Annotated in this window: 21 protein-coding genes; 4 read left to right on the forward strand and 17 right to left on the reverse strand. The window is 39.2% G+C overall.

Annotated elements, in window-relative coordinates; translation table 11 throughout:
• Positions 1 to 130: 130 nt before the first annotated feature.
• The 4 genes from OCV57_RS09695 to ptsP form a co-directional block, all read right to left on the reverse strand.
• Complete coding sequence (locus OCV57_RS09695) at positions 131 to 1,453, reverse strand: ABC transporter permease (protein WP_267301355.1); 1,323 nt, start codon at positions 1,451 to 1,453, stop codon at positions 131 to 133.
• Positions 1,446 to 2,402 (reverse strand): ABC transporter ATP-binding protein, encoded by a 957-nt coding sequence (locus OCV57_RS09700; RefSeq protein ID WP_267301356.1) that lies wholly within the window; start codon positions 2,400 to 2,402, stop codon positions 1,446 to 1,448. Before OCV57_RS09700 ends, OCV57_RS09695 begins: the two co-directional genes overlap by 8 nt.
• Positions 2,395 to 3,147: a hypothetical protein gene (locus tag OCV57_RS09705; RefSeq protein WP_267301357.1), complete on the reverse strand. Its 753-nt coding sequence runs from the start codon at positions 3,145 to 3,147 to the stop codon at positions 2,395 to 2,397. The genes OCV57_RS09700 and OCV57_RS09705 overlap by 8 nt, the downstream gene beginning before the upstream one ends.
• Before the next feature lie 281 nt (positions 3,148 to 3,428).
• Positions 3,429 to 5,096: a phosphoenolpyruvate--protein phosphotransferase gene (gene ptsP, locus OCV57_RS09710; protein ID WP_267301358.1), complete on the reverse strand. Its 1,668-nt coding sequence runs from the start codon at positions 5,094 to 5,096 to the stop codon at positions 3,429 to 3,431.
• A gap of 255 nt (positions 5,097 to 5,351) precedes the next feature.
• Here ptsP and OCV57_RS09715 point away from each other — a divergent pair, with 255 nt between their 5' ends.
• Complete coding sequence (locus OCV57_RS09715) at positions 5,352 to 5,699, forward strand: sigma-70 family RNA polymerase sigma factor (RefSeq protein WP_267301359.1); 348 nt, start codon at positions 5,352 to 5,354, stop codon at positions 5,697 to 5,699.
• A 194-nt stretch (positions 5,700 to 5,893) separates the two neighbouring features.
• A complete protein-coding gene (locus OCV57_RS09720) occupies positions 5,894 to 6,295 on the forward strand; it encodes a helix-turn-helix domain-containing protein (protein ID WP_267301380.1) in 402 nt (133 codons plus the stop codon).
• On the opposite strand, the gene OCV57_RS09725 is transcribed toward OCV57_RS09720, so the two are convergent.
• From OCV57_RS09725 to OCV57_RS09785, 13 genes are all read right to left on the reverse strand, one after another.
• Positions 6,287 to 6,472 (reverse strand): hypothetical protein, encoded by a 186-nt coding sequence (locus OCV57_RS09725; protein ID WP_022287699.1) that lies wholly within the window; start codon positions 6,470 to 6,472, stop codon positions 6,287 to 6,289. The genes OCV57_RS09720 and OCV57_RS09725 overlap by 9 nt on opposite strands.
• 129 nt (positions 6,473 to 6,601) lie before the next feature.
• Complete coding sequence (locus OCV57_RS09730; RefSeq protein WP_178184618.1) at positions 6,602 to 7,210, reverse strand: recombinase family protein; 609 nt, start codon at positions 7,208 to 7,210, stop codon at positions 6,602 to 6,604.
• A 122-nt stretch (positions 7,211 to 7,332) separates the two neighbouring features.
• Complete coding sequence (locus OCV57_RS09735; RefSeq protein WP_267301364.1) at positions 7,333 to 8,007, reverse strand: helix-turn-helix domain-containing protein; 675 nt, start codon at positions 8,005 to 8,007, stop codon at positions 7,333 to 7,335.
• Between the two features lie 255 nt (positions 8,008 to 8,262).
• Positions 8,263 to 8,952, reverse strand: a complete 690-nt coding sequence (locus OCV57_RS09740) for a leucine-rich repeat domain-containing protein (RefSeq protein WP_267301365.1) — start codon at positions 8,950 to 8,952, stop codon at positions 8,263 to 8,265.
• A gap of 166 nt (positions 8,953 to 9,118) precedes the next feature.
• Entirely contained in the window at positions 9,119 to 9,817 is a 699-nt protein-coding gene (locus OCV57_RS09745; RefSeq protein ID WP_267301366.1) for a metallophosphoesterase family protein, read from the reverse strand.
• A complete protein-coding gene (locus OCV57_RS09750; protein WP_267301367.1) occupies positions 9,814 to 10,356 on the reverse strand; it encodes a metallophosphoesterase in 543 nt (180 codons plus the stop codon). The genes OCV57_RS09745 and OCV57_RS09750 overlap by 4 nt, the downstream gene beginning before the upstream one ends.
• Before the next feature lie 641 nt (positions 10,357 to 10,997).
• A complete protein-coding gene (locus OCV57_RS09755) occupies positions 10,998 to 12,281 on the reverse strand; it encodes a hypothetical protein (RefSeq protein WP_267301368.1) in 1,284 nt (427 codons plus the stop codon).
• Between the two features lie 196 nt (positions 12,282 to 12,477).
• The gene (locus OCV57_RS09760) at positions 12,478 to 17,118 is read right to left on the reverse strand and encodes a hypothetical protein (RefSeq protein WP_267301369.1); all 4,641 of its coding nucleotides are present in this window, start codon (positions 17,116 to 17,118) and stop codon (positions 12,478 to 12,480) included.
• 2 nt (positions 17,119 to 17,120) lie between these two features.
• Entirely contained in the window at positions 17,121 to 18,479 is a 1,359-nt protein-coding gene (locus OCV57_RS09765; RefSeq protein ID WP_267301370.1) for a hypothetical protein, read from the reverse strand.
• 454 nt (positions 18,480 to 18,933) lie between these two features.
• The gene (locus OCV57_RS09770; protein WP_267301371.1) at positions 18,934 to 20,796 is read right to left on the reverse strand and encodes an AAA family ATPase; all 1,863 of its coding nucleotides are present in this window, start codon (positions 20,794 to 20,796) and stop codon (positions 18,934 to 18,936) included.
• 72 nt (positions 20,797 to 20,868) lie between these two features.
• On the reverse strand, positions 20,869 to 21,291 hold the full coding sequence (locus OCV57_RS09775) for a hypothetical protein (RefSeq protein WP_267301372.1): 423 nt from the start codon (positions 21,289 to 21,291) through the stop codon (positions 20,869 to 20,871).
• Between the two features lie 107 nt (positions 21,292 to 21,398).
• Complete coding sequence (locus OCV57_RS09780; RefSeq protein ID WP_267301373.1) at positions 21,399 to 23,177, reverse strand: sigma-70 family RNA polymerase sigma factor; 1,779 nt, start codon at positions 23,175 to 23,177, stop codon at positions 21,399 to 21,401.
• Positions 23,125 to 23,295, reverse strand: coding sequence for a hypothetical protein (locus OCV57_RS09785; RefSeq protein ID WP_267301374.1), 171 nt, complete (start codon positions 23,293 to 23,295; stop codon positions 23,125 to 23,127). The genes OCV57_RS09780 and OCV57_RS09785 overlap by 53 nt, the downstream gene beginning before the upstream one ends.
• Before the next feature lie 256 nt (positions 23,296 to 23,551).
• On the opposite strand from OCV57_RS09785, the gene OCV57_RS09790 reads away from it, so the two are divergent.
• Together OCV57_RS09790 and OCV57_RS09795 are read left to right on the forward strand one after the other, a co-directional pair.
• The gene (locus OCV57_RS09790; RefSeq protein ID WP_118124372.1) at positions 23,552 to 23,893 is read left to right on the forward strand and encodes a helix-turn-helix domain-containing protein; all 342 of its coding nucleotides are present in this window, start codon (positions 23,552 to 23,554) and stop codon (positions 23,891 to 23,893) included.
• A gap of 1,392 nt (positions 23,894 to 25,285) precedes the next feature.
• Positions 25,286 to 26,767 (forward strand): hypothetical protein, encoded by a 1,482-nt coding sequence (locus OCV57_RS09795; RefSeq protein ID WP_267301377.1) that lies wholly within the window; start codon positions 25,286 to 25,288, stop codon positions 26,765 to 26,767.
• Positions 26,768 to 26,996 lie beyond the last annotated feature (229 nt).

Consider the following 26,996-nt stretch of genomic DNA (forward strand, 5'->3'; position numbering starts at 1 on the left):
CGACTATTATACAATATTTATTCACCCTTGTCAATCTTATGTTTATATGATAATCTGTTCATTTGTTTACCCTTTTCAGCAACAAAAAACGAGCGAAATTTCTCCGCCCGTTTGATGTTTTTATTCTGTTTTATACAGAACGCTTTGTAAAGCCGTCCCATGCGGTGAGCAGGAACACCACCATGTGTGCTATAAGAACGCCTACGGCAAAGGTCACGCTGTGCTGAGCAAATATTGAGTAGCCCTTTGAGATAGAAGCAAGGTCTGTGTTTGCGAACACAAGGAATCTTGCCCAATCCTGTCCAAGCTGACCCAAAAGCTGTGTGACAGTTGAGCCTATGCACATTGTGAATACGCTGACGCCGATAGCAAGGGCTGTGCTTCTTACGAGTGACGAGATAGCAAACGCCAGTGTTGACATTACCACCATTTCAACGCTTTTCATCAGATATTGCTCTGCCGCATAAAGCAGTGTAGGCATTTCCTTTACCTCGCCGCCGCTTACATAGATATAAGGCGTTGAGAAGCCGTCAAAGCCGAGCATAAGCCCTGTAATAGGTATCATTACCACAAAAAGTATGCAAAGCATTATGTAACCCACTGTGATGACAGTGAAGTATTTTGACATCAGTATCTTCCAGCGTTTAACAGGGTTTATAAGCAGGAACTTGACAGTTCCCTGTGAAAATTCAGAGGACACAATGCCGCCTGCGATAACGATAGCAAGCAGTGCGACTACTGTTACAAGGGAAGTGCTTGTGAGGAACACTGTCCAGAATGTTATCTGCTCAGGCTCGTTTGTTTCAAACAGCGTCATTTGGTTTGCTGTGTTGTCGAGCTTATCATTGTCAAGCTGATAGAGTGCAAGTTTTATATTATCCTCCAGCTTTGCTCTGCTGTTCTGTCCGTCAGACTTTGCGTCGCCCATGGTCGCAATGGTGTTTTTTGCATTTGCAACTGTCATGATAAGATCGTTTTTCTTCTCGTTTGACTTGTCAAAGGAAATATCCTTGTCCAACCTGTATTGATATTCCCACTTTTCACCCTCTGTGAGTATGTCATTATCCAGCCTGTATTGACAGAAGCCACGCCAATCGTTGTCGTCAAGATACTTCTTTATCCCTGACATATCACCAGTGCCGTTTGCGAACACGGCTGACAGTACATCATATCTCCAATCATCGCTGTCGATATCGTTGTCTATAAGATACTGCCACATTGCGATCTCGTTAGGGTCGCCGTTTGTGTTTTTGAGCCAGTCTATGGTTTGCTGATAATCACCAGTTGCGTCATAGCTTGAATAGTTATTGCTCTCCATATTGTGCTTTGCAAAAAGTGCAATGCCTGAAAGTCCAAGCGCACATATTATTATAAGCACGATCATTATTTTTGTTGATAGCTTTTTGAAAACCTTTATGTACTCGTTTTTCACAAGTCTGAAAAATCTAGCCAATCTGTACGCCCCCTTCCTTTCCACCTGTAAGCTCGATGAATACGTCCTCAAGCTTCTTGTTCTCTCTGCGGTGAACAGTGTAAAGTGAAACTCCGCCCTCGATAAGCGTCTTGTTTACCGACGCTATCTTTTTCTTCTCTATCTCCACAGGGATAGAAAGGACAACTGCACCTGTTTCCTTGTCGATACGCTTGCCCTCGTCTGCGAGCTTTATAAGACCCATAGCCTTTTGCGGGTCGTCAACTTCAAGTACATATTCAGCAATTGAGCTGTCAGACTGTGAGATAAGCTCCGCCATTGTGTATGAGCCTATCATTTTTCCGTTTGCGATAATGCCAACTCTGTCGCACATCATTTCCATTTCGCTCATGAGATGTGACGATACCACAACGCAAGTACCTTCCTTGTGAGCAAGCTCTTTGAGTATGTCACGAAGCTCCTTTATGCCCTGCGGGTCAAGACCGTTTGTAGGCTCGTCAAGGATAAGAAGCTTTGGTCTGTGGAGTATAGCCTGCGCAACGCCAAGACGCTGACGCATACCCAGAGAGTATTTCGACACCTTGTCATTAATGCGGTTTGAAAGCCTTACAAGCTCCACCACCTCTTTGATACGCTTCTCAGTTACTCCCTCTCTCATTCTTGCATACTGACGTAGGTTTTCAAGTCCCGAGAGATATTTATACATCTCAGGGTTTTCAACAATGCCTCCAACGTTCGCCATTGCGCCCTCAAAGTCTTTTTTGATATCCTTTCCGTTAATGGATATCTCCCCCTCGTCAAGCTGTAAAAGTCCCACTGCTATCTTTATAGTTGTGGTCTTTCCTGCGCCGTTAGGACCGAGAAAGCCGTAGACCTCGCCACTGTAACACTCCATATCTATGCTGTGAAGTATCTGCTTTTTGCCAAGGGTCTTGTTAAGCCCCTTTATCTTTAGAATAGTATCACTCAACGCTGTCTGCCCCCTCGCTGTCGGTATTTTCTGCACTGTCTGAGCTTTCTGCCAAACTGCTGTCCGGAACTATCTCAGACTCAGCCTTGCTTTCATCAGCCACGCTGTCACTGTTGTTATCATCAAAGCTGTAATCCTCGCCATATCCGTAGTCGCTGGACGTTGCTATCTTCCAGCCGTCAGAGGTACGCAAAAGATAAAATTCAGCATTTTCATAACTGAAAATCGCCTTGTATGAAGATGTGCTAGGCTCATAGTTGTCGGAATTTGTGTAGTTACCGCTTGTCATGGTGCTTATGCCGTTGGTCGTTAGAAAAGTTGGGTCGCCCTTTGATACGTCATAGCACACATTGTATATCATAGTGACCTTTGCTCCGTCGGCTCCACTCTTGTTTATTGACATCTCTTTTATGTCATACTCAGCCGAGGTGATATCTCCCCCCTGCGTTGCAACTTCAGCCTGGTTTATTTCGTCCAGAAGTCCTGACTTTGACGAAGCGTACTCATTGTCGGAAGTGGTGTAGTCAGTATAATGCTTATCCACAAAATCTGTAAGTTGACTTTTTAACTTATCACTGCTTCCAACGTTTGCACTTGTCAAGTCTGCGATATAATCCCTCATGGTCTGTTCTATCTCAGGCTTGGAAGTCTTGAACTGGTTGTTATCATACGCTGTGTAGCATACAACGCCCAGCGCAAGCACACCGCCAAGAACCAGACCTCTGTTTATGTTTCTTAGTTTCAAAGTTTCTCCTCCTTGTGTTTTATCTTTTCAGACGTATTTTTTAGTGGCGTATATAAGTTTATCATAGCCCGTTCCAACTGTCAACCGCTTTAAGAAACGCTTAAGATTTTCATAAGACAACCATACAGACCATAAGATAAAATACGTTCTTTGTTTAAAAATCTGTAGTGGCGAACAGTTCGCTCTCCTTATTAGCGTATTTGCAAGCAAAGCAAAAAGGCGGTGGAACACGCACGATAACGTATCCCACCGCCTATATGGAATGAGGAAAATCATCCTTTTTATAAAAACAGCTTCAGGTCATTCTCTGCCTTTTTCGGGTCTTTAAGACTTATGCTCCTTACCGCCTTTCTTAGTGGCAGTACCCTTGACGGAACTACCGACAGCATATCCACATCAAGCTCCAGAAATATCTCTGTGAGTGTTGGGTCGCCTGCTATCTCACCGCAAATGCCTGCTTTTATGCCGTTTGCATGGGCATTGTCGCAAACCATTTTTATCATTCTAAGCAGTGCCCTGTGATTTTTCGGGGACACCCTGTCATAACATGGGTTCTGCCTGTCAAGTGCAAAGGTGAACTGTTCAAGGTCGTTAGTGCCAATGTTGAAAAAGTCCACCTCTTTGGCAATGATATCGCTTGTCATCACCGCCGCAGGGGTCTCTATCATTGCCCCGAGCTTAACATTGTCGGCAAATTTTCTGCCCTCTTTTATAAGCTCTGCCTTGACCTGCACGATAAGCTCTTTCACCCTCAGTATCTCGCTCACATCTATGACCATAGGCAGAAGTATTGAAAGCTGTCCGTAAACAGACGCTCTGTATAACGCCCTTAGCTGTGTTTTGAATATGCTTTCTCTTTCAAGACAAAATCGTATGCCTCTACAGCCCATAGAGGGATTTCTCTCAGCACTCATGTCTGCACAATCAGGTATCTTGTCTGCACCTATATCATAAGTGCCTATTATGACCTCTTTACCCTCCATTGCCTCCAATGCCTTGCGGTAGGTGTAAAACTGAAAATCCTCGTCAGGAAAAGCAGGTCTGTCAAAGCACATAAACTCCGTTCTGAAAAGACCTATCCCACCTGCGTCGTTTTTTACCGCCGATTCAAGTTCCTCATAGTTGAGTATATTCGCATATATCTTTATCTCATGTCCGTCACGAGTGATGTTTTTTCTGCCTTTGAGCCTTGTGAGAAGTTCCTTTTTCCTGCCCTCAACGGCTTCCTTGTATTCAAGCTGTCTGAGAGTATGCTCATCAGGCTCTATGTAAAGCGTTCCGCTGTAGCCGTCAAGGACGGCTTCCTTGCCTTCGTATTCGTCAGAAAGCTCCGCTCCAACGTTCACAATGGCAGGTATGCCAAGATTTTTCGCAAGTATCGCAGTATGAGAGTTCACAGAACCGGACCTTGTGCAGAAGCCCTTTATCTTCGTCTTGTCCATGAGCAGGGTTTCTGAGGGCATAAGGTCACCGGTGCAGATAATGGCATTCTCTTTAAGTATGGGAAGCTTGTCGGCACAGTTTAAAATGTGTCTTAAAAGTCTGTTTGAAACGTCCTTGACGTCAGCCGCTCTGCTTTGCATATATTCGCTGTCCATTTGTGCAAGCATCTCCGCAAAGCTTCTTGAAGTGCTTGCGACCGCATAATCGGCATTGAAATGCTCGTCAAGTATCTTTGTGCGAATACTGCTGTCGTATTGCTCGTCGGTGATAAGCATTTGGTGTATCACAAATATTTGAGCGTCGCCTTCTCCAACGCTTAACCTTGCACGGTCATAAAGCTCCCCAAGTTCCACAAGAGCAGCGTTTTTAGCCTTGACATATTTTTTGTATTCAAGTTCAGGGTCGGACACTTTTATCTTGTTGATGATAAATTCGTCACGATGATAAAAGGTCAGCTTTCCTCTTGCAATGCTTCCGAATACCGATCGTCCTTTTATGCTTATCATGAGCGCTCACCCCCAAAAACATACCTATCTAATATAATTATATCACCCTTTGTTTAACGATAAAAGTAAAATGCCGTCTGTTTACAAAACGTTAACAATATTCGTGATTTTAGCAAACAAGACAATCAATATTTCAGCAAATTTAACAAATCAGAAACATTTTGCGACCTTATGTCAAAATCAGAATAGTACAATCCCTAAAAATCATATGATTAAAAAGCGTATGAGCGATACTTTAAATAAGGAGGGACAAATATGTTTTCAGCACTGTTTGAACTGCTTACGGGGAATTTTCTATTTTTCGCACTGCATTTTGACAGCCGCAGCGTGTTTCCAAAACCGCTTTCAGCGAAGGAGGAGCGTGAGTGTTTTGAGAGAATGGCGCAGGGTGACAAGGCGGCAAAGGATAAGCTTATCGAACACAATCTTCGTCTTGTGGCACACATTATAAAAAAGTATTATTCAAATTCCACAGATCAGGAGGATCTTATATCTATCGGCACTATCGGTCTAATAAAAGCTGTGTCAACATTTGACCACAAGAAAGGCTGTCGCTTCGCCACCTATGGGAGCAGGTGCGTGGAGAACGAGATACTAACATAAAGTCGTATTTTTATCACTATGTTGCAAAGGACAGTCCATCTGGGCGACATTGGCGAATTTATAAGGCATTTAGCAACAACTTCTTCGTCTTTTATTCAAATGACAAAATACCCCTGTTCACTCCTGTATACATTCACACCATCTCTATTCATAACCCTTTTCCTAAGCACAAGAATGTTGACTATGTGCATAAGATGCAGAGTTCTGAAAGTCCAGAAACGGTTTCGGACAAGCTTAAATTTTACCGCTGCAAAAACGGCTATCTTCAAAGCGAAATTGCCGATTACATTAATGTTGACAGAACAACCTATATAAGATATGAAGAGAACGTATTAAGTGTATATCCTATCGATAAGATCACCTTACTGGCAAAATTATATAAGGTGGAAGTTTGCGACTTGCTGGACGATTATAACAAATTCTTATATAACGATCAAGGCAAGCAAATAAAAAAGCTGCGTAAACGATTATCGCTTACGCAGCTCAAAATGGCTGAATTATTGAACGTGGGTCACTCGACCCTTAAACAATGGGAGTACAATAAAGCCAATATGACCCAAGAAAACTACCTCAAAATAAAAAGCTATTTAGACTGAGGTGACATTGGTCTGTAATGCTGAAATTACTGCCTGCAAAACATCTTCACGTTTCTTTGCTTCGGGAACATTTCTCGTTATGTAATTCTTGATGATGTGTCCGTGTAGGTCTGTGACACGCTTTTGCAGCTCAAGAACTCCCGACTCAGTTTCTGGTTCGTGTACAACAATTCTCATTTAGATTACCTCTCCTATAAACATATTTATACGAAAAGCTCGTCCGATATGCATACTTCTGCCGATTTCGTACACCAGAAATATTTCATCTCAGGTTTCATCTCGTTGTACACTTTTCATCTCGATTTATTATTTCATCTCAGCGTTTTTATCGGCGTTCTTAAGCTTATAGAACGATGTCTTCTTTAATCTCAGCTTTTTCATCGCCTCAACAGCTGTTATCTCACCCCGATCAAGAGCAATTATCACACTATTCCAGTTGGAAGGTTTGTTTACCTTAGGTCTGCCAAATTTTTTGCCTTGCTTTTTGGCAATGGCGATACCCTCTGCTTGCCGCTTTCTGATCTTTAGCCGCTCCTGCTCTGCCATACTGGAAAGCACCTCGATCAGCACGGCGGTTATCATATCGCCTACCCATTTATTTTCATTTTCGTATGTTATTTTAGTGGTGGGAATATCAAGTATTACTACCTTAATTTTCATTTGCTGATAGTATTCAAGCTCGGCTTTTATGTCAGATTTATTTCTCGACAGGCGATCCAGTTCTTTGATTACCAGCGTATCGCCCTCACGGAGAATAGCATTCCTCAAAATCTGATACTGTTCACGCTGTAGATTTTTCCCCGACTCCTTATCAATGTAAATGCAGTTATCGGCAACGCCGTACTCTTTCAAGGCGGCAAGCTGCCTGTCTTCGTTCTGCTGCTTAGTTGATACCCTCGCATACCCAAACACCATAAAAATTGTCCTCCTGTTCGTAAAAGTTCACTTTATATACGAACGTCCGCAAAGTCAAAAACACAGACTTTGCGGACGTTTTCTTTGTGGTTCGTAAATGTATAGAATTACGAACTGCTAACTCAAAGCAACTTGCACTTTTCTTTGATTTTATCTTCGCCCATAAGAATTAGCTTTATTAATCTCTCTTTCTGGAGCTCATTTGTATGAGCATTGGCATCCATTAGAACTTCAAAAATAAATGCCAGTTTATCCTCGTCCAGATTATCTATTGATCTAGCCATATCAATAAGGCTAAATCTTGCCAAAAACTTTATCTCCTTTATGCAGTCTTTAAAATCATACACTTGATCACCCTCTCTTGGTGCAAGCATAATACTGTCAACAACAGATGATGGTACAAACGAGGATATATCGCTGTAACCATCAATTAAATAACGCAGCTTATAGATAAGATTTCGCTTTGCTTGTTCATCACTTGAACACACGATCGTAAAACAATCATCTCCCAATTTTTCGTATAACTTAGCGGAATAATTGCTTTTGTGACAACGCACAGTATTGTTCTCAATATTAAGCCTCTCTGCAATTTCGGAATCTTTAAGAGTGATAAAAGTCATTAGCCTCTTTGTTCGCTCTGTATTGTGCCATTTACAGCTCATCATATAAGTCCGTATCAGTTTCATACACAAAACTGAATTTTGAGAGTATCTGCGTTCAGAGACTCCGTTCTGACTGTTTTTAATATCATTGGCAATATCCTTACTAACGGCAAAGAACCTACTAAAAAACGACATATTTTAATCAATCCTCCAATCATTATAAATTATTTTTTGACTCACAAAAGCCGCATTAAATGCCGCTCTCAAAAGAAAAAATGTGTGAAAAGCAAAAAGTGTTTACTTTTCACACATATATATAATCGCAAATCATAATCATTCGCTGCTATCTCAAAAACTTTTAGTAATCAATATAATAATCACAGCACAGACCATTGGAGAAAGTTTGTACGTTATAAGCTGATAATGCGTTTAAGAACAACTGAAAACAGATCAAGTTGGGCTTGTTTCATCTATCAGTCTATATTTCAGTTCGACTAAATCAACAAACCTCTCAGCCTCAGAGTTTTTATAAACGCAGAACACACACTTCTTGAATGCTCTCTTCAACTCATCATGAGTCAAATTATTACAGCTTATTCTAGTAATACTTCTGGGTAGATAGAACTCTCGCAAACCTTTACATCTCCAAAACTTTCCTAAGTTTACTTCCTTGATACCCTCTGATAAAACGATCACGGAAAGCTCCTCACATTGATGAAATGCAAAATAATCAATAGTCAGCAATGATGATGGCAGCTGAAGTGTCTTCAATTCTTTTGCAGCCGCACCAAAAGGATTGCTGCCTATGTGAGTAATTGGTTTTGGTATTACCGCCTTATCATTATTGATAAAACAAGTGCCGTCTACAAGCTCAATACCGTTATTACCGAATTTGTATACTGTAACGCCTGCAAATACGGCTCTTAGGATCATCTTATCAAGTTTTTTCAAATCCTCAGCATCTATCTTATAAACCACTTTTCCTTTGCAATTACTCGTTGGCATACACGAGCGAACACTATCGCCTGTAGGTTCTGGAATGTGACAGCTGCCATTCACATAGCAAACGAACATTTCATCAGTTTCTTTATTTTTGCAAACATAGTATTTTGGTAAATTGATTATATCTACAAGTGCCATTTTAACCACCTCATAAGTTTATTTTTGATTATAGTCTATCTGAAAATAATCGTAAGTCTATATTGTTTCAAACAAAGTTTGACTTAAAAGAGTTTCAGTTCATCTCATTTTGAAAAAATAGTTCCTTGCTGCAATGTCAATTACAGCAAGGAACGCTTTTTGCCCATTAAGGCAATTTAACTATTTTATTAAAAAGTATCTCAAAATTTGGGTTAATCTGACTTACATAGTTTCTGTGATAGTGACCACAAAACCAACGCTTGTACTGGAGCTTGGGTTCTATATCGCTGAAGAACTTAGTAAGCCGATTATCAGTATATGTGAAATTTTGCTTGACCTCAGCTATTTCATTCTGAATATCAGTAGGAGCACAATGTGTGATAACATAGTCAACATTGTAATTGCATTTTTCCAACGTAGTCAAAGCGTTAGCGTACTCCTCATCGCTTGGCAGCTCTTGAAGCCATATGCTGCGATCTAACGTGCGATGAGCCTTGTCGTGGCTTTCGGCACCTCCCATTGTGAAAAAGCTTTTGCCTTGAAGATCGAACAGCTGACCTCGCATAAGGTGGAGTATGCTGTCTGAGATTTTGTGAACTCTTCCGCCGTGCCATTCTTCCTCTGGAAACTCATAAAGCAGATCAAAGTTTTCGTGGTTTCCATCAACGAAAAGAGTAGTAAAGGGTTTCTCATCAAGCCACGTTCTCCACAACGTATCTGCCATATCATTATACCACACCAATCCGAAGTCTCCACAGATTATGAGATAATCCTCTTTAGTCAGTTTCTTAAAAATCGGATTTTTGGTATTATCAAGCTTTGAAATATCGTGACTGCCGTGTATATCGCCTGTTATCAAAATCATTTTATGTTTCTCCTTATATCCTCCAGCGTTCTAGGGGAATACCCCATATATGGCAGCATACAGCCGACATTATAGCTTTCAAAAGGAATACCCATTTTACTGCATATATCTGAATACTGCAAATACGCTTTATAGTCCTTCGAATTATGGACGTGACCGTACAAATGCACAGCTCCACGATACTGATTGTACCAATGAGCAATAGGGTAATGTGAAAGTACCAACTCGGTTTCACCGTCAGTTATTACCGAATAATTCTTTATCCACACAAAACAAGCTCTAATATCATCATTTATTTTGTCGTGATTGCCTCGAACAAGGAACTTATGTCCTTTAAGCTGTGGAAGTATCTTATTAGCGACTGATTTTTTCCACGCAAAGTCACCAAGTATGTATACTTCGTCCTCTTCCTTGACAACATTATTCCAGTTTGCGATAATTGAGGAGTGCATTTCGTCAAGATCGGCAAACGGTCTGTTATCGTGCACTATAGCATTCTTATGACCTAAATGCAAATCTGAGATGTATAATTTCGACATAACGAATACCTCCTTGTATTTAGACGAAAGCCTTAAACAAAGGTTTTTCAATCTCTATGCTGCCATCTTTCTTGTTCTTTGCACGATACAACTGACACAGCATACCATACGGATATTTATGGATTGCTTCTGCCACCAAAAGAGTTTCGTTATCGATCCATTTATATATAAACTTACTACCGACTTTAAGTTTTTGCGATGGCATTTTTTCCGACAATCTCAAGTATAATCACCCCCGATCCATTAATAATTCCGTACCCCGCCCAGAATTGATACCCGTGTTAGCAGTGAACGAAGCCATTCGCCACAGAACACACCGTACGCCGCTGTAACGCCCCATCACCAAGCGGGTAGAGTAGTTTGACGACGAAGCAGCCGCAGTCCCACACACGGCGTTTGTGAAGGCGTGTGCGACAACGCTATCCACAGGACTAATCATCCATAAATTGGGTAAAGCCGCTGCATTTACCGTTGGTGTAGTATAGCATTATTCTTATAAAAATTCAATATGATCTGAAATATATGACTCTCTTAAATTGTCAATATGTTAATCTATCAAAACGAATAATCATTTCTTTAGCAAAATAAAAAACAGCTGATGTTATATTACATACACATCAGCTGTTTTTATATATTTACAATTAAGTTGCCGATTTAATAATTATAGCCTCTGAAATATACCTCATTAACGGAATCTCTTTTGACAACTCTTTGTTATTTTTAAATGGCTTATATATTCCTCGCTCTTTAGCAATATAATCATTAGATTTGCTATGTACTAAAGCATTACGTGTTTTATAAATTCGATTCGCTATTTTTTTACATAGTTTTTGATTAGTTTTATCTTTCAAATCGACAGCATCTCCATTTGAAAAACTTACCTCTGTTGTTTTGTAATAATCTACAATCGACGGATCAAAATCTGTTAAATTAGCTATTAATTCTGAAATATCAACAAATTTGTTTATTGTTAACGCCAATGCTTCTATTTCTGAGCCTTGGAAATTTTCATTGCTTTGTTTTGTCATACGCTTAATCATATCTACAACTTTAACAATATCTTTATCTCGTTTTACAGAAAAACCAGGATGCTGGATCTGTTGCTTAACTTTTGTACAAATATCTTCATTATAAACTCGTTCGAAAAAATATTCCATTATGTGATAATAAGCTATAAATTCAACAAAAGGATCATCTGAGGTCAATGCCATATAATATTGTTCAAGTAATTCCTCATTGTATAATAGTTGCGGAGCAACGAGTTCTTCAGGATCTTTAGCTCTATTTTGAGTCTTATGTATCCGTTTAGGAAATATATCTTCGATTTCTGTTACAGGTTTTAAAACATAGTCAAAATTGTACGCAATATTGAAAAGAAATGATTCCATGCTTTTTTTCAATTCTTCTTTTAGCATTACTGAATCTGATTTAACAAAAACGACAAAGGGTAACCTTATAAGTAATCTAATAATACTAATTATATCTTTTTGTTCTTGCGTTGCTAGCCTTTTTTCAAAAAACATAGGCGAAATTCTTATACTTCTATTGTATACATCATGATGCTTGATAGTATGCCATATCAACTCATTTGAAATCTCCCCAAATGAATAATCAATATGAGAGGTTTCATCTCTTATTGAAAGATTTAACAACCTGTCTTCAAAAAGGGCTGAGAATGCCCTTCGTGAATAAGAATCAACAACGTTAACCATAGTTTCATACTCATGTCCGTTATAAATTGCATAATTATCAAATTCATATTGTTCTGCAAACTTTTTCAGTCCCTCAAACTCATCAATTGTATATGTATATTTTACATTTTCAATAATGTATGTTATTTTGTCCGCCTCACAATTTAATTGAATTTTATTTTCACAATGTCTAAGCATGTTAGAAATCTTAAAGCAGAACTCTTCCCATTCCATATTTATTATCCTTTCTAAACACTAATATTTATAATCATAGCACATTTTCCCTAAAAAGTCAAGTAAAGGTTATAAATGCCATGAAAATTACTATTTCACCTTCTGTAAAAAAACGAAAACGCAGCTAAGCGGAAATTTACCGCTCAACTGCGTTCTCTGTTTCACGATGATGTATAGGAGAAATCTAACTTAAGTGTTAGTTCTTCATCGAATTAGTTGTCTCGTCACCGAGTATGAAAGATGCACCCTTAAGGCGTACCCCATCAAGTATTATCGGAGTATTTGCCTTATCCGCTGCTCTCTCCAAGGTCTTAACATCCTTACCATCAAAGGATACGGAATCAAGACCGTCTACCTTACCGCTTTCGATACCCAACATATAGTACCAGTCGCCACGATAACCAGCATCAATTATGCCAGAGTCTTTACCGCTAGGGCTTGCATCATATGCGAGCTTTGAACCTACGGAGATATCGTTAAGCTCATAAGTGTCTGTTGTATACTGACGAATTACAAAATAATTGACTTCCTCGTCATACCACTTTGTGCCCTTCTTATAGATATTGTACTTGTTGCTAGTAGTTGCATTTACGTCTGCATCCATAACAGCTGAGCCATTATCCTTATTGTATCTGGTCTCGACTGCCTTTACCAAGCTCTGAACCATACCCGAATTGTTGAACAATCTCTCAGCATCCTCAGTTCCTACGCCATAGGCTGTTGCGATTGCCTTTATCAACTCTGTATAAGTTGTATCCTTCACGATATCGCCGTCTTTAACCTTAATATTGTATGATACAATCTTTGTAGAGCCACTGTTTTTCTTAACGATACTCTTCTTCTGTGTACCGAAACAATATGTTCCGTTTACTCTTTTACCTGTCTTAGTGTCAGATGTTTTCAGATAGATACCCGCATATAGATTGTCTTTTATGCTTGATACGAAATCATCGAAGCCCTTAGTAACAGTAGCAGATGTATTACCCCATTCTGTCTTGAGGTCTACATCGCCAAGAACATCGGCTGCACTTGTCATTTTAGAGCCTGACCACATTTCTTTATCAACATCCTTATCCATCAGGTCTAATACAAACCCATTGAATACTAAGCCAGTCTTATCGAGATTAGTTGCAACATTTACCTCAGTACCGCTGTATGTGACAGGCAGATATGAACCGTCAACCTTAATCTTATCTAAGCCGTTCTTTATAGAACCAGTAGCAAATGTGCCTGCGAAAGTACCCTTGTAATTGTCCTCGCTATCACCATTTACCAAGGTCATAGTATACATTGCTGAAGTCTTGACCTGTCTAACCTTATCTCCCATAACGTAAAGAGGTAGAACATACATTGCTTTCTGCTTACCGTTAGAAACATCAGAAACACTACCCGTCATAGGAACATGAGCTACCATAGTAACTTCTGGATAGAACTTAGTTGCTGTATCAAAGCCCTTTATGGTTGAAATACCATAAGTCTTATCTCCCTTAGATACGGAAGTAGTACCCTTTTTATCGTTCTCAGAAATACCTCTATCGTTTGGCGTGTAAGACTTAGCCTTTTCAGTTACGGTATATCCTGCTTTATTCGCTCTTTCACCAGTTGTCCAAGGTGACAAGAAAGCATTATCCCCAGTTGTGATGCTTGTCTTAGCTGCCCAGAAGAATGAGTCATTACCTGTTTTCGGTAAGTAAATGCTCTTTCCACTAGTACCCTGAGTTGAAGCCGTTGGTTTAACTCCTGTACCCGACTTGAGTATGTTCTTTACATATGCGTTTGAGATGCTGTTATCTGCATAGCCTCCGAGCAGACCCTTATTTCTTGTGCTCAACTTAGATATGGTCTTTGTCTCGCCAAAGAACTCTCTCGTAAGGTTCATACTGTGGGTTGCACCTACATTTTTAGCTGTTGCAAACTGCTTTGGATTTGTCTGCTCCAAATCAAACAATGCACCAGCGACATATGAACCTCCACTGGTCTTAATAGGATTGAACAGCAGATAATTCTGTGATTTGTTCTTAGAAATCAAATCACCACTATAAGACTTGTTGTCAGCATAGCTAATAGAAGCGGCACTGTTACTCAAAGCAGATGAGAGCTTAGCAACAACACCATTCTGAGTACCGAACAGAGTTGGATAGTTGTAATTGAGATAATACTCAGGAAGTTCAACATCGAAATGCTGAGGTTTTCCAACACGCTCATCTCTGTATATCAAGATGTCATATCCTTCAATTTTGCCTTCACCGCTATTAGAACCGCCAATAGAACCTACAGTGAAACTGAATTTATCCTTACTGGAGTCCAGCATATCAAAGACAGCTCCGTTTGAGCTACCTGTCTGATACCCGTATCCTGCTCCTGAAATATTCATGAACAAGTTATGGAGCTGATTGTAAGCATTTACCGTATTCAGTGCTCCATTGTTGTCGTTTGCAATCTTAGAAACCTTTTCAGCTAAGTCATCCAGACCCTTGTAGCTCTTCGATGTGTAAGACTTCGGAAGAGCAAACATATATGTTACACCATCATCTCCGTTTGCCCATGCCTTAGAACCACTCACATTGAAACTACCCGTTGCTGTCATATCGTACTTGACACTCGCCTTACCTGACTTATCGTTATTAACAGTCATATTATGAGATGTACCATTCTCATCTACAACAACACCCTTAACAGTTGAGCTAACTGGGTGCTTTCTTGCAAGAACAGCGACTGACAAACCAATCTTTTGAGTACCCTTTGTACTCAAATCAAGTGACTTGTTAGATGCACGCTTAATTTCTGAGTTCTCCAGAGCAAGCATTGTTGTATTAGCAATAATATCATTTGCATCTGACGAGCTCATTATACCCTTGGCATCAAACTCCTTTGAAGTCAGATTACCCGAAGAGTCTTTTTCCTTAAGCAGATATGATACGGTCGCTGACTTCTTAGAGCCTGTAATCTCTCTTGAAATTTTGTTTGCGTTTGCATCCATCAAACCTGAGCTGTTTGTACCCGTCTTATCGGCAGATAAGTTGCTATTGTTCAAAACGTAATTGTACTTATTACCCAAAACAATGTTACTACCCGAACCGCCTGAAAGACCAGTTTTCGTGATTTTCATTGTAAAGTTTGAATAGTTGCTGCTTGAAACTGAAGCTACATTTGTAAAGCTCTTCAAAGCATTTAAGTTGTTAGTACCCTTCCAAGCAGGTAATGCAACCTCAGCTGCATTTGCCTTTCTGAGATAGTAATTTGAGTCATTTGTATTGCTCCAAATATCGCCTACAAGATTTGCGTGCCCGGATGTACCCGATTTACCGAAACTCAACGTACCATTTGAGCTTGCGTTAATGTAATCGTCACTTACCGTACCGAGAGGAGCATGACCAGTAAGAAGTCTATATGAAACTTCCTTATGACTATACTTCGATGTGATGTTCTTATCTAACTCACTTGCTTTCTTGGCTGTACCCGATTTTGCCAAATCTGTACGGAGCGTATCACCGAAAGAGAAGAACTTCACATTTTGAACAGCGTTCTTTTCATCGTACCCTGTTTTGAGAACTTTGTAGGTATCATCTTTCGATGCACCCTTATTTGTTATCGCTATATTCAAGCTATCCTTCTTGGTAGTTGATACAGCTGGCTTAACACTTGCATTATCGGCTACTACAGATGAACGTCTAACCTTAAGGTCGCCAGACCAACCTGTTGAGTTATGTACCTCATCATAGGTTGGAGTACCATCTGTTGAATAGTACGTTATATGAGTGGCTGCTTTGGCATCTGAACCCCCAGTTAGTGATAATCTAGGGCGACCCCAATAAACACCAAAACCAGCTAAGTCATCCTTTCCTGAAGCACTAAACTCATTGCCTTGATAGTTGATGTACTTAGCGTAAAATTTTCTGCTCAAAGCGGCGGCTGTTGCACCTGTATTACCAATGTAACCTGGGGCTGCATATGAACTGCTCCAATATATGTGAGCCTTATTAGCATTAATCAAATCCTGATTTGAAATAGCCAGATAAGTACCACCCATTGTCACGCAGTATACTGGCTCGACAACAATTACCCATTTTGAATCTCGAAAGAACTCTTGTACATTCTTTGGCAAACCCTCAGCATCCTTACCAAGCAACTTCGTATATTTTTTCAGGAAGTAATCTACATTATCATCATTCTTAAAAACACCGTTTGCCCAGCTTGCTACGTCTTCGCACTTCGCTTCAAAGTTTGAACCCAAACTACCGTGAGTACCCCACCTTGGGCAAGTTTTTGCTACATTACTTGGCAAAACAGCAGAAAAGTCAAAAGTATCTTTGTTTGTTACCTTGTACATACCCTTATTGACGGAGTAATAGTCCTTCAACTGATAGTTGACATGGTCACCTCGATAATAATTGTTGTTATTATCTCTGTTCAGCTTACCTCTAACCGACCACAAAGCAGATACCTTATTGTTGTACGATGCCTTTGACACTGCATAGTAAGCATTTCTGACTTGTGAGTGCAAATTAGACTTTATTGCATCGGCGGTTAAATTACCTGTATAAACAACTCTATCCTGCACTTTGTAGGTATCACCATACAACAGCTTTCTTGGTGCAAGATATACTCTCACACCCAACGGAGTGCCACTTACGTTAGCAAACTCACCACTGGAAAGAGAACCTGGAGTTCCACCTTTACCGCCGTTTCCACCACCTGAGCCACCGCTGATAGCACTCGCCACGATAGCATTTTGCTCACTTGTGAGAACTGGAAGAATAGATACAGCACCTGTTAATGCCATAACGCCAGACACCATACCACAGATAAATCTCGATTTAAAAGAACGACTTTCCATTGTTATTTACCTCCTTTTCTCGAGAGTTTCTTAAATATTCCCTTACGGAACATAAGGAAAGTACCCGCTATAATTGCAAAAAGCGAACAACCTATAGCCACTACCCAAGATGTGATACCCGTCTGAGGAAGTACCCCTAATTTATCTGATGGATTTGACTTGTTATTCTTTGAAGTAACATTGCCGTCTTCATCGATGTTGAGTGCAACTAAATCAATAAGTTTTCCATCCACGGACAGGTCGCCATTCTCAACTAAGTCCTGCCAGTAGTTATCCCTATTGTTCGGGTTTACAGGGTTGTCGTTATTGTCAGTATCATCCGATGGCAAATCAAAAGAACCATCGCCGAAACTTGTGATTGTTACTGAAAGCTCACTTGTTGCATCTGTGTTAGGGTCTACTGCAAAGAACTTATACACGCCATTCTTGAATATCTGGAACTCTGCTGACGTTGTGTTTTCCTGTGCTGTAAAGCCATTACCATAAATCGTGCAAGCCTTATCTGTTGTAACAGTCAATACCAGACTGTCTGACTGAGATAACCCCGTATCATTCGTAGAAAGGAAATAACTCATCTGCGGTAAATCATCTTTATCCGCATCTGGGTCTGGCTGCTTATTCTCGTTTATGCAATCAACAGTAAAAGTTGCATTTTCAGTAACACCGAAAGTATCTGTCATGTACAGAGTGTATTCTCCGTTATCATACAACGGAATATCAAACTCATAAGAAGATACCCCTACTGGGATTGCATTTTCTGCATCAGGTGACAAATCACCATACAGCTCTCCGTTCAAACGTAACGTATAAGTTGAAAGCTCAGCACCTCCACGTGCCTCAGCCTTTATATGCACTACCGCCTTATCCTCCGTGGCTTCAGTGAACTCCCAATTAAACATACTAGCATCAGCATAAGGGTCATTCAATGGCTGCCCCAAAGATACATCGAAAGCAGTATACTCGTCAGTCTCCTTTGCCTTATAAAGCATATAAGCAGGAACATGAGCCGTTTTTTCGTTATAATTCAACGTATCCCCAACAGAGTAATGCTTAAAACCAGCAAGCAACTCAGTAAAATCCGCTTTAGGCTCAGCACTATCAGCGAATACGTCATACCAATCTGCCTTTCCGTCTTCGGTAGCGTTCTCCCTAGAAAGAAACAGGTAATAGCCGTCTTTACTGATTGTATACGACTTACCGTCTGCTTTTATGTAGTCATTCTCATACAATGTGTCAATTACTTGTTCATTGGTATAAGGCATATTATCCGCACTTACCGTCATCGAACCGAATGACATTGTAGCTACGATACCCAGACAAAGAAGTAAGCTGACTGCTCTTTTCTTTTTCATCTTACTCAAAGTGTTCTCCTCCTTTTCTAATTGTCATACAAAATCGTGATACCCGAATGCTATGAAACTACTGCGTCTCCCCAAATCGGGTTATTCACATTCGGATACATAACGTTTAGTTTAGGCTCAAACGACTAACGCACCAAAATGAAAAATATCTATAATCTGCAAAAATTATTTTGCGGGTGAGAATAGAAACAATTCTCAAAAATATTTGATAAATCTGACTCGAAAATCTAAGGGTATTTTATGCACCAAATGAATAGGTAAAGCTCGCTCTGAAAACAGGGGTAAAACGAAGCTCATCGAATAATCGCACTTACTCGACACCCTTTTCAGGCAAAACTCCGTATGCGGGCGTTTTCACGAGCAGGACTTGATTTGATGGCTGGCATCTTTGAATTTTTCTGCAATGTTACAAAAATAAAGGAGCAGTATCTGTTAGGATACTGCTCCTTTATGCTCAAATATATTCATCTAAATGGCTTAGGAAATAATCAATTTTCACAAAGTGAACTAACTGCTTATTTGAAGTATCAGCAGCATCTCTCTGAGCCAAATCTTCCTCAGATACCCGCTTGTTATTGCTCCTTTTGCCCTCAATGAAACTATCCCATACTTCTCTCTCTGTAAACTCCTTGGAATAATTATCCTCGCAGTTGCACAGGAGATACAGCTCAGCATTTTCTGTATTCCAGTGTAAGGCTTCACTCACAAGCCAACGGCAATCTGCTGGAAAAGGCTCTTTCTTACGCTTGATTTCAAATAGCTTATTCCCAACTACAAAATCAATCTCGGCTCGGTTGTTAACTCTGTACTTATAAAAAGGAACTTCAAGCATCGTCAACTCCAAATATATCACGTCTTCAAGCAACATCCCCTCCGCTGTTTCGCTGAGTTTCCTTGCAAAATCATCCCAAGATACCAAAACTCCATATCGTTGTGCTATATCGTTATATTTATCTGATAATGACGATAGTGTCTCGCAGACCAAACCATAACGTAACCCTATTGGAATAAGAAACTCCTTCGACATATTTGTATTCTTTATAATACAGTCGATATTATACAAAAAGTCCTTGAACTGGTCAATAAAATTCAAACTGCAATACTTCGACTTATGCACCTCAGCGAAATCCTGAATATTCAAGTAATCCTTCAAGCAACTAGTTAATTTCTTTCTAAATCCCGATAAGTCAACACCCGCTGATTTAGAAATTGAGTTTTTTACGGCAACGCTAATGTCAGATGACTCAAGTGTCCTGCTCATTATGTTTAACGACAAAGGCTCAGAGTATTTCTGCAACCATTTAAACAACAAAGTCTCTAAACTTCCTTTATCGTTAAAATACATATCTGACAACAGAGAATACTTATTTGAAAAATAATCAGACTGTTTTATTGTGCCAAACAAGTTCTGTATAATGGCGGTATTGATATACTCCTCACTGAGCTTTGCACGCTGCTCAAGACGAAGTTTATGATTATCTTCATATAATGTATCCGCCTGCAAAATGCCACCTTGTCTGATGTACTCTAACACACTGCACCCACCTACCAACTTTATATACTCATTATACGAAATATACGAAGTTGATACACGCAATGTTCTGCCGTATAAATACTGTCTAAACAACGGTAAAAATCCCGCTGAGTTCGTACCCGTCAATACGAATTTGACCTTAAAATAGCAATCACTCAATTCTGTTAGAAGAGATAATTCATCTTTAACATAAGTTATTTCATCAATAAACACATATTTTATCTCGTAAACTTCAACTAGCATTGTGATGTATTGCATCAGTTCTAAAGCCTCTGTTTTATCTGGAGATATTGTTATAAAAGCAATTTTAGCCAGAGATACCCCTTTATCATGAAGATATTGCACTGCTTGGTACATTAAAAATGTCTTACCTGTACGTCTAACACCATACAATGAAAGAATGTTCTGCTTAGCAATATCAGTATTATCCAAAAACGCCTTGACCTTATCGAAACAATTTCTATGGTTAGCGGTATTTCCACGCTCAATCAACTTGAGTAACGAATTTCCCATAATTAACCCGAAAGTGATGTGAGAACTCTCCTGCTCTTTCTTCTCCAGACCAAGATACTCATATAGGATTGTTCTTGCATTGTGCTTGGCACTCAAAGAAACAATACCCTGTTTGTCTGTGGATTGCATTTTGCCGTCTGACTCTGGAAGATACTCAAGCTCTTTCTCGAGAACCTCGATAGGAATATCAAAAGTACCAATATCCGTTTTGAACCTATATGCAACAGTATTAAAATCTGAGTCCAATAACTCATATATCTTATTCTCCATTAAGCAAAACACTCCTTTCATTTAATCTATTATAACATTTTTCTTATTGAAAATCAATAACTTATCAGGTAGTTAGAACCAACCTGGAACTGAAAAATTGTACCTCATTGTGATTATTCTATTGTCTCTAACAAACTCACCTATGTAGTTAGGTGTAATACCCAAACCTAACGGTACTCGTGCCATTATTAAGTAGGTGTTATCGAGGTCTTGAGATATGTGCTCAACTACTTCACCACTCAACATATCAGCTCTATCTATTATAATTAACTTATCTGAGAGGGAAGTTAAATCCCTTGCTGAGTCTACACCTCTTTCAAATACGACTACATCTGGATGAGGATTTCCGTTTCTTACCAGATTGCACATATACGTCTTTCCTGTTGCGGCTGCTCCTCTAACTACATTTATTCTACCCCTGAGCTGTATATCAAAGGTTACCACTTCTCCTGATGATACTATCAGATGTCTCGCTTTCTTATCGTAACTTATCATACTTTCAAATCCTCTCTTTAAAGAAAAGAGAGCGAACTCTTTGAAAGAAATCGCTCTCGTTTTCAATATATCTAAACTGGAGTAGATATGACTAACTCAAATGTAGACTAAATAGTGGTTATCTCGCCGTTAGGATATACAACATACCAATAATCATAGCCCCAACCAAAAGGGTCTCCGTATTGTCTAGTACCCGTGCCTTGCGTGTTTCCGCCTGGAGTTGTGCCATCATCTATTGTACCTTCATGATGCCCTTCATCATCATCCCAAGACCAAGACTTACCGCCACCGCCAGAACCTGAGTTACCATCATTATTATTGCTAGAGCCTCCGCCATTGTTGTTGCTTGAGCCTCCGCCGTTATTCTGAGAGCCGCCGTTGCCGTTGCCTCCGCCATTATTTGAGTTGCCTCCGCCGTTTCCACCGTTGTTAGAGTTGCCTCCACCGTTATTGTTGGAGCTACCTCCACCGTTGTTATCTGAGTTGCCATTGTTATTGTTGTCAGAGGGCTCCTCCGACTTCTCATCGTCCTTCTTCTCTTCCTCTGGCTTTTCCTTGATGATGAGCTTTGAAGTGGCTGTCACTTCGTTTCCACTGCTGTCCTTAGCCTTGTAGGTGATAGTGTATTTTCCAGCCTTGTAATCGAATTTCTTAGCCTTGCCGTCAAGCTCCGCTGTGAACTCTACGCTCTCATCGTAGTTATCCTTCACGGATACCCCTTTCTTGAAATCAGGGAGCTTACCGCCCTCCGTAATTTCATACTTCTCCTTGATACCCGTAAATTTAGGTTTCTCACTGTCAACTACCGTTACCGTGATGTTCCAGAGTTCTTCCTCACCTGTGGCAAGCTTGATGTTAAGTGAAATGCTCTGTACGCCCAACTTGTCAAGTGCGATCTTTTCTTCGCCGCTGGCAAATGCAGCTGTGTCTATCTTATCATCGCTCAGTTTAGCAGCAAGTTCAGCTGCGGTCATTTCGCTGCCTGCCTCAAGCTCACATTCAAACACCTTAGGCTCTTTCACCTCAGCCTCAGAGCTGCTATCCTCAGCTGCGGAAGATATCGAACTTGTGTCCGCAAGGCTGCTTGTTGTGCCTTTCTTACCCTCGTCATTTCCGCAAGCGGTAAGAAATACCCCTCCTGCTATCGCCAAAGCTGCTGCCGCAACAATAATGTTTCTCGCCATTTTTGATACCCCTCTTCTAATAGATTTTCCAAATACTTTAACTTCAAGTGCCTTAGGCACGTCAGTTTCATTCTCCATACCCTCAAGACCAGCTCTGAGCCAGAAGAACGGAATGATACATCTGAACTTCTTGTTCTCCTCTTCCTCAAGGCGTTCTATCTCGTCACGCATTTTTTTATTCGCTCTGCTGAGCCTGCTTTTCACAGTACCCAAAGAGATCTCCAGCGTGTCTGCTATCTCCTGCAAACTCATCTCATCGTAATACCTGAGTATCACGCACATACGCTGCTCCTCAGGCAGGCTTTCAACTACCCTGCGTACACATTCGATAACGTCCTCATTTCCAACTAGCTCTCCGGGAATAACACCGTCCGTGTCTTCGAGTTCGAGTTCTGTACCGTCCTCTGTCATATCTGACAGGTATAAAGGTTTTTTCTTTCTAAGATAATTCTTACATCTGTTTGCTACTGTTGTTCTCAGATAAGACTTAAAGCCAGCTGCGTTCTTGATATTGTCTAACTTCTGAAATACACATATGTAGCTGTCGTGAATAATGTCCATTGCTTCCTCATCGCTTTTGACGATGCTCTTAGCAAGGAAAAACATATGCTGACAAGTTTCTATGTACAGCACTTCTTTAGCCTGCTGATCACCTTGCTTCGCTTTCTCCACCGCTTCGGTGTAATCCACGTCTTCCTTCATTTTCTAAACTACTCCCATCTTCAATGATTTTCCTAAACAATGCCTTTTGCTGATCTTCGGTCAACTGATACCCTTCGGCAAGTTTTCCAAAGATCATACAGAGAACTTCTTCATTCATCTGACCACCTCTTGTCCTCTGTGTATATAGACAAATGAGATGCAGAAAAAGTTCCACCTTTCTAAAAAATTTTTTCTTCTATTCCAGTATAACATATTTCTCACTCAAAATCAACACTTTCTTAATAATTAATTCCTCATATGAGTAATATTATTTGAACTATACAACTCATATTTACATCTTCAATTATCTGTCTTATTTCTTTAAAATAATAATATAAAGCAAAGTTAAAGAAACTGACAGGAGAGATACCCAAATGATCAATGAAAACTGGATACTCGTAAAACTTCGTAAGTACCTCACTGACTACGGCTGGAGCATTTATAAGCTTGCCAAAGAGTCTGACATACCATACTCAAGTCTGAATAATATCTTTGTAAGAAATACAATGCCAACTGTGAGTACCCTAATGAAACTCTGTAATGGTCTCGGCGTATCTATGTCGGACTTCTTCAAAGACGATACCCTAGATCAGCCTGTCTCCCACGTTGTCAAGCTCTCTGATGAACAAGCTGAGATACTCACCAAGTACGATAGGCTTTCTGCTAGTGATAAGAAACTCTTAGCTGCGTACCTGTCAGGCTTGGCTAAGGAGTAGGTCTTTTCTTATCCCACCCAACCACCCCTTGATGTGATACTAGAGTTAGTTGACATACTTGAATCAGTTGTTCCAAGTGTCATATCCTAGTATGCACCTTCTTCTCTGATCCGCATTATAGAACTTGGTGTGTATCTTGTAGTGTTATATTTTAACTTAGCTGTAATCTTATAGGAAAATCCAGCTTTTCCTAAGCGATTTTACCTTGCTCTTAACCTATACTACCCATAACCAAATCTTGTTCGCCACTACGATTGTCTGATCGTGGTGGCTTTTTTCTTGCCCTTTCGTCTGTCGGTCGAGTGCATATAAGCTGTTCGATTTCTGTATAAGATACTGCCAGCTGAACGTACGCAGATAAAATCTTAAAACTTTTATTTTTCTAGCCATATTTTTTGTTCTAAATAAAAAAATCGGGTAGCTGCGATGTTTATTTATGGGTTATTGCTTTGGAGGACAGGCTAAAAAGTCTCCCAATATCTCGAACGTGTAGTCCTCAATCTCTTATAATTTCAAGCCAAAACTAGCAAATATACAATGTTCTTTAGGAAAATGTAGCTTTAATCACTGTGCCAAGTATTTTCTTAAATTATAAGCCTAATCTATCATAAATTCAAATATTCTTGTGGCATAATCACGATAAATATACATTAATTGCTACCATAAAAACGAGAATTGCTGCAATGTGCAATGTCAATATTATAGTAAATACACATCAATTACCATGATAAAATCTGAGGTTCACATAGCTTGATCTTACCCAATATTATGTTTAAAATACATTAATTGTTACCATAAAATCGTAATTCTTTGCAGTATGAAATGTCAATATTATAGTAAATATACATTAATTACTACGATAAAATCTGAGGTTTACATAGCTTGTTCTTACCCAATATTATGTTTAAAATACATTAATTGTTACCATAAAATCGAAAATTTTAGCAGTGTAGCAATGCCAAGATTATAGTAAAAATACATTGATTGCTACCATAAATCTTAAAATTGCTGTACCACTAATTGGATATTATTCTTTTATACTGACCACTCCTTGCTTCAACTGTGCAGCTTTTTATTGTTCATTTAACTACTGTTCTCTATTTTTTCACGTCTTATCGATGAAAGAATTATCGAGATAAAATTAATACTGACATAAAAAACAACAAAACCTGAAAATGGCGATATTTTTCGGGTTTTGTTGTTTTTTCTTGCGAGTTACTACTATTTGCTGTTCCAGATGAGATTACAGCTTGAAATCAAATAAATTATTTCTCAGATAAATTTCTTGCATATCGAGATCAATCTATACCTTTCTGAGGGTATACATCGAGATTTGTATATGAAAAATGAGATACGTCTATACCCTCAAGATTAATATACTTGGAGGGCAAGATGATGAAAGTAGGATCTAGAAAGGTTATAGTAAGTAAAGTGTTACTTGAAAGGGTTTGTAAACTGTTAGGCGAAGAACGCCAAGGAACTATAATTATTCGGGCATTTGTATTTTTCTTATGTGATTTTTACAACGAGTGCTCACCACTCTATTACAAAAATACAGGTCAAAGTCCTGAAGATGCATATGCTTCTGCCTACAATAAGCTGTGTGGTAAACCTTGGATCAAAAGGCACATAAACGATATCGAGAAGAAAGTAACTGTATCAGTTAATATTCCTTACGACATAGATCAGTTACTGAAAATAATAGTTCTGACTAATGATAGATCGAAAATAGCTAATTTGTGCCTTATTTTCGTTATCTCACATTATAAGTCATCGAATGAACTAACTATACCAGCTATCAAGCTGCATGGAAATAAGTTCAACCCTATTATGAGAGATACAATTAGGGCACTCGTAAGAGATAATAAATATGAAAGAATAACCGATGTCTTTGCTGGTGCTCTTGGAATTTCCACAAGAGTTCAAAAATATGGAGATAAGCTTTATGTCAATGTATATGACGACGTTGCTGCAAAGATCGATATGCAGAAAACACAAGGCATAGATGAGGCTCAAGCTTTGCCGCAAAAAGGGCTCTACAACTTGATGGAAGTTGTAAAGAATCAACCATTTAGGCTTATAACAAATATACTAACACTTGATTTTTCCAAGGATACTTTTACAAAGATAAAAGAATTATATGATAGTAATAACAAGAACGATAGCTCATTAGCTTATGCCACTTATTATTTTTATCTTAATGCAGTTAGCGTAATGAATAAAATGGAAAATTTCAATAGTAATGCAAAAACAGACACTCTTCTCAATGCTGCCAGACATATATATGAATATTCACTTTTTTTGAATCAGAAAAAAACTTACTTGAAGAGTAACAATTACAAGGAGCTCATAGGGGTAAGGAGAAGAGCTTTTTCGGAGAACTCTCTTGTTATTTATGATCCTCCTTACATTGACGGTGAAGGTTATAATACAGAATTTACTCTTGAAGACCACAAAAATCTTATTAAAACTGTTGTCAACAGCAAAGCTGATTTTATCTATTTTGTAAGAAATCGAGTAAGTAGAAGTGTTAGCAATGATAAAGATAAAAGTATAAAAGTAATCAATATTTCTCCACAGAAACTTAAAGCTGACGACATAATATTGCAAAATAAGCTTAGAGAGCTTTTCAAAAATAAAGGGAAAAAGGAAAAATTGTATTATATTCTTATACCATATAAAAGAGCTAAATTTCCGAATAACGAAAATGAAATAGTTGACAGGGAGTTTGGTGTCACATATGAGCTTATTGTTACCAGCATTAAGCCCAATGACGATCGTTTTAATGAGCTAAAGAACAAACACTGGGATGACTGGGATAATGAAGGTTACTGGGAGGGTTTCGAAAGGGAAATCAAATGGGGGCAGTTCTGACGAACCAAAAAAGGTTCTGAGAGTTTGAATTAAGGCTCAACTCTTGTAATAACGTCTTTTATTAATGTAACCACCCAACTATACATATGATAATAATAGTCAAGTATTAATTTTCTCAATACTTGACTATTGTGTAGGTTTGTCAATCATATTGGACACTATTATTAAGAAATTCGATAGGCGAAAACCATTTGAGGGGACGCATAGGACGGTTGTTTGTTCGACTTAA

Source organism: Hominimerdicola aceti (genome assembly GCF_025567495.1).
GTDB lineage: Bacteria > Bacillota > Clostridia > Oscillospirales > Ruminococcaceae > Hominimerdicola > Hominimerdicola aceti.